Origin of the sequence: Sphingomonas sp. Ant20 (assembly GCF_000783375.1) — a bacterium.
Lineage (GTDB): Bacteria > Pseudomonadota > Alphaproteobacteria > Sphingomonadales > Sphingomonadaceae > Sphingomonas > Sphingomonas aerolata.
The window spans coordinates 1-3525 of sequence record NZ_JRVI01000178.1; the positions used below are offsets into that span (position 1 = coordinate 1).

At 66.5% G+C, this 3525-nt stretch carries 4 protein-coding genes; all 4 read right to left on the reverse strand.

From position 1 onward, the window contains the following. Nucleotides 1-1272: DEAD/DEAH box helicase (locus NI18_RS17045; RefSeq protein WP_037531707.1), on the reverse strand; the 1272-nt coding region annotated here is incomplete at its 3' end. 240 nt (nt 1273-1512) lie between these two features. Continuing rightward, complete coding sequence (locus NI18_RS17050) at nt 1513-2253, reverse strand: Crp/Fnr family transcriptional regulator (protein ID WP_235188324.1); 741 nt, start codon at nt 2251-2253, stop codon at nt 1513-1515. Nucleotides 2254-2356: 103 nt separating this feature from the next. After that, nucleotides 2357-2647: a hypothetical protein gene (locus NI18_RS17055; RefSeq protein WP_128082298.1), complete on the reverse strand. Its 291-nt coding sequence runs from the start codon at nt 2645-2647 to the stop codon at nt 2357-2359. A gap of 160 nt (nt 2648-2807) precedes the next feature. Then, nucleotides 2808-3221, reverse strand: a complete 414-nt coding sequence (locus tag NI18_RS17060; protein WP_037531709.1) for a VOC family protein — start codon at nt 3219-3221, stop codon at nt 2808-2810. Between the last annotated feature and the right edge of the window lie 304 nt (nt 3222-3525).

The window sequence follows — 3525 nt, forward strand, 5'->3', positions numbered from 1 at the left end:
CCAGTTGCGGCCGGTGGTGCCGGTCGCGCGGGGGGCGTGGGTGGCGCGGGGACGCGCGGGATCGCGCGGACGGTCGATCCGGACTTCGGGATCGGCGCCCATCGTCTTGACGCGGGTCTGCTTGATCTGGTTCGACAGGTTGACGAAATCGTCGGGCAGCGGGCGGACCGTCACCTTCTGGCGGGTGATCCGCTCGATGTCGCGCAGATAGGCCTTCTCGTCATCCGCGCAGAACGCGACGGCGATGCCGCTGGCGCCCGCACGCGCGGTGCGGCCGATGCGGTGGACATATTGCTCGGCGACGTTGGGCAGCTCGAAGTTGATGACGTGGCTGACGCCCGAGACGTCGATGCCGCGTGCGGCGATGTCGGTCGCGATCAGGACCTTGACCTTGCCTTGCTTGAACTCGCCGAGTGCGCGCTCACGCTGGCCCTGGCTCTTGTTGCCGTGGATCGCGTTCGAGGCGATGCCGTTGCCCGCGAGCAGCTTCACGACGCGGTCGGCGCCGTGCTTGGTGCGCGTGAAGACGAGCGCGCGGTCGATCGCGGGATCACCCAGCGTGATCGTCAGCAGCGCCTGCTTTTCCGACTGGTTGCAGAAGGTGACATACTGGTCGACGCGCTCCGCGGTGGTCGCGGCGGGCTTGACGGAGACGGTCTTCGGATCGAGCAGGAACTGCGAGGCGAGATCGCGGATCGCGGTCGGCATCGTCGCCGAGAAGAACAGCGTCTGGCGCTTCTTCGGCAGCATGCGGACGATCTTCTTCAGCGCGTGGATGAAGCCCAGGTCCATCATCTGGTCGGCTTCGTCGAGCACGAGGATCTCGATCATCGACAGGTTGCAGAAGCCCTGCTCGATCAGGTCGATCAGGCGGCCCGGCGTGGCGACGAGGATGTCGACGCCGCGGCTGAGGTCCTGGCGGTTCTTGTTGATGCTGGTGCCGCCGAACACGGTGGTCACCGACATCTTGCTGAACTGGCCATAGGCGCGTGCGCTGTCGGCGATCTGGCTGGCGAGTTCGCGCGTCGGCGCGAGGACGAGCATGCGGCAATGCGTCGGCAGGACGCGCTTCTGCGTCTCGGTCAGGCGCTGGATCGAGGGGAGCACGAACGCGGCGGTCTTGCCGGTGCCGGTCTGCGCGATGCCGAGCAGATCGCCGCCCTCGAGCAGGATCGGGATCGACTGGGCCTGGATCGGCGTCGGCTCGGTATAGCCCTTGGCTTCGAGCGCGCGGACGAGGGGCTCGGCGAGGCCGAGGTTGGAAAAGGACATGAATAGTCTCTCAAATGTGCCGGGCTCGCGAATCCACAGGAGGACGCGCGAGGGGCGTGGTGTTTTGACACCCCGCGTGAAAAGGGAAGCCCGTTAGAAACGACCGAGGCGGAGCCTGGACCTTGTTCAGGTCCGATCACGCTGCATGACACCTCGATGGAGGTCAGATGCGCGCGACCGGCCGAAAAGTCAAGAGTGGCCGGGTCGGGGCGGCTCTGGCCCCGTCCTCGGGCCCCGTCCTCAGCTGCGCGTCTGGGTCAGGTGGAGATAGCGTTCGTTGAATTCGGCGGCGTCGCGCAGCGCGCACCAGTCGACGACGCCGATCTGCCGCTTGCGGCGCGTGATCAGCCCGTCGGTCTCGAGCGCGCGGAGCACGCGGTTGACGTGGACCGGGGTCAGGCCGAGCGCATCGCCCATCTGTTCCTGCGTCATCGGCAGTTCGTAGCTGCCGTCCGCGTCGCTGAGCGAGGAGGCGCGCAGCCGGGCGGAGAATTCGCAGAGCAGATGCGCGAGCCGCATCTTGGCGTTGCGGCGGCCGACGTTGAGTAGCCATTCGCGGTGGATCGACGCCTCGACCAGCGCCTCGATCCACAAGGCGGTGGCGATCTTCGGCGAGACCGCGACGATCTCGCGCAGTGCGGGGATGGGGATCTCGGCGACGGTGATCCGGGTCAATGCCTGGACGTCGTGATCCGATTCCTCGAGGAAGAGGTTCTGGAGATCGATGAAGTCGCCGGGCATCAGGATCGAGACAATCTCGCGCTCGCCATCGGGGGTGAGCTTCTGGCGATAGGCGAAGCCGTCGATCACGAACGCGCAGCGCAGCGGGCGTTGCCCCTCGCGCAGCATATAGGTCGACTGGTCGATCGTGCGCAACTTGCACGGCAGCGCCGCGATCGCCACGCGATCCGCCGCGCTCAGCTCGACCCGGGTCGCGAGCTTGGCAATCAGATGATCGGTGACGACGATGGGGTAATCCACATGCAGGCTCCGCTCGGGCGGGAGCATATCGAACTCTCAGTCGCCGGGTTAAGCATAGCTTGCCCCGAGGCGCCCTGCACTATCACAGGCGTTATAGTCTCGCTCAAACATAGGTAAGACGCGCATTTCGGAAATTGTCGGTTATTGTAAGAAAATGTCGGCTGCCGCGCGCTGTACGGGTGGCGCGGAACCGATCGTCGCGCAGGGGCGTAGACGCCTTGCGAGAAACAGGGGCGAACGATGGGCGCGGCAGCGCCGGTCGCCCCGGCCGTCGCGTCGAACGCACAGGATGTCGCTGATGCCGCGATACAGATTTCAGATCGCCCTGGGCGGCGAGGTGATCGAGGATCACGAGGGGATCGAGCTGGCGCATCGCGCGGCGGCGATCGAGCATGCGATCGTGGCGATGCGCGAGATGCTGGCGGAGGACATCCGCCAGGGCTGTGTCGACCTGACGATGCGGATCGAGATCATCGAGGGCGGCGGTGCGACGGTCCACGTCGCCGACTGTGCCGCGGCGATGGCGGCGGGCCGACGATCCTTACCAGTGGCCCTTACCAGTGGCCGGTGTTGGGCATCGACGCCCAGGGCTCGGCGGGGTCGAGCCGGCCGTCCTGCAACAGCTCGATCGAGATGTTGTCGGGGGTGCGGACGAACGCCATGTGGCCGTCGCGCGGCGGGCGGTTGATCGTCACGCCGGCATCCTGGAGCCGCTGGCAGGTCTCGTAGATATTGTCGACGCGGTAGGCGAGATGGCCGAAATTGCGGCCTTCGCCATACTCTTCCGGATCCCAATTGTGCGTCAGCTCGACCTCGGCGCTCTCGTCACCGGGCGCGGAGAGGAAGATCAGCGTGAAGCGACCCTGCTCGTTTTCGAGGCGGCGGGCCTCCTTCAGCCCGAGCAGCTCGAAGAACGCGATCGTCTTGGCCGGATCGGTGACCCGGATCATCGTGTGCAGATATTTCATGGACGGCCTTTTCGGGTTGGATCGCCGGTAGATAGGCTGCGCCCCGGCGGGGTTCCAGAGGGGCGGACGGGGTTGTGGGGCATTCGCATGGAGACTGTTGCCGCGCCCCTATCCTCCGTCCGTCATCCCCGCGGAGGCGGGGATCCAGAGGGGCGGACGGTGGTGGCCGGGCCGTGAGGATTGCCAGTCTGGGTTCCCGCCTGCGCGGGAATGACGTTTGGGCGGGCGCGGCTCTCACGGTCGATCAGGGTTTGGGCGGATCAGGGTTTGGGCGGGTCGAACTGGCGGAGCGCGGCGATGGCGG

Coding starts and splice junctions, on each gene's coding strand:
- NI18_RS17055 (WP_128082298.1), bottom strand. CDS start 2,647: ATGCTCGATCGCCGCCGCGCGATGCGCCAGCTCGATCCCCTCGTGATC.
- NI18_RS17060 (WP_037531709.1), bottom strand. CDS start 3,221: ATGAAATATCTGCACACGATGATCCGGGTCACCGATCCGGCCAAGACG.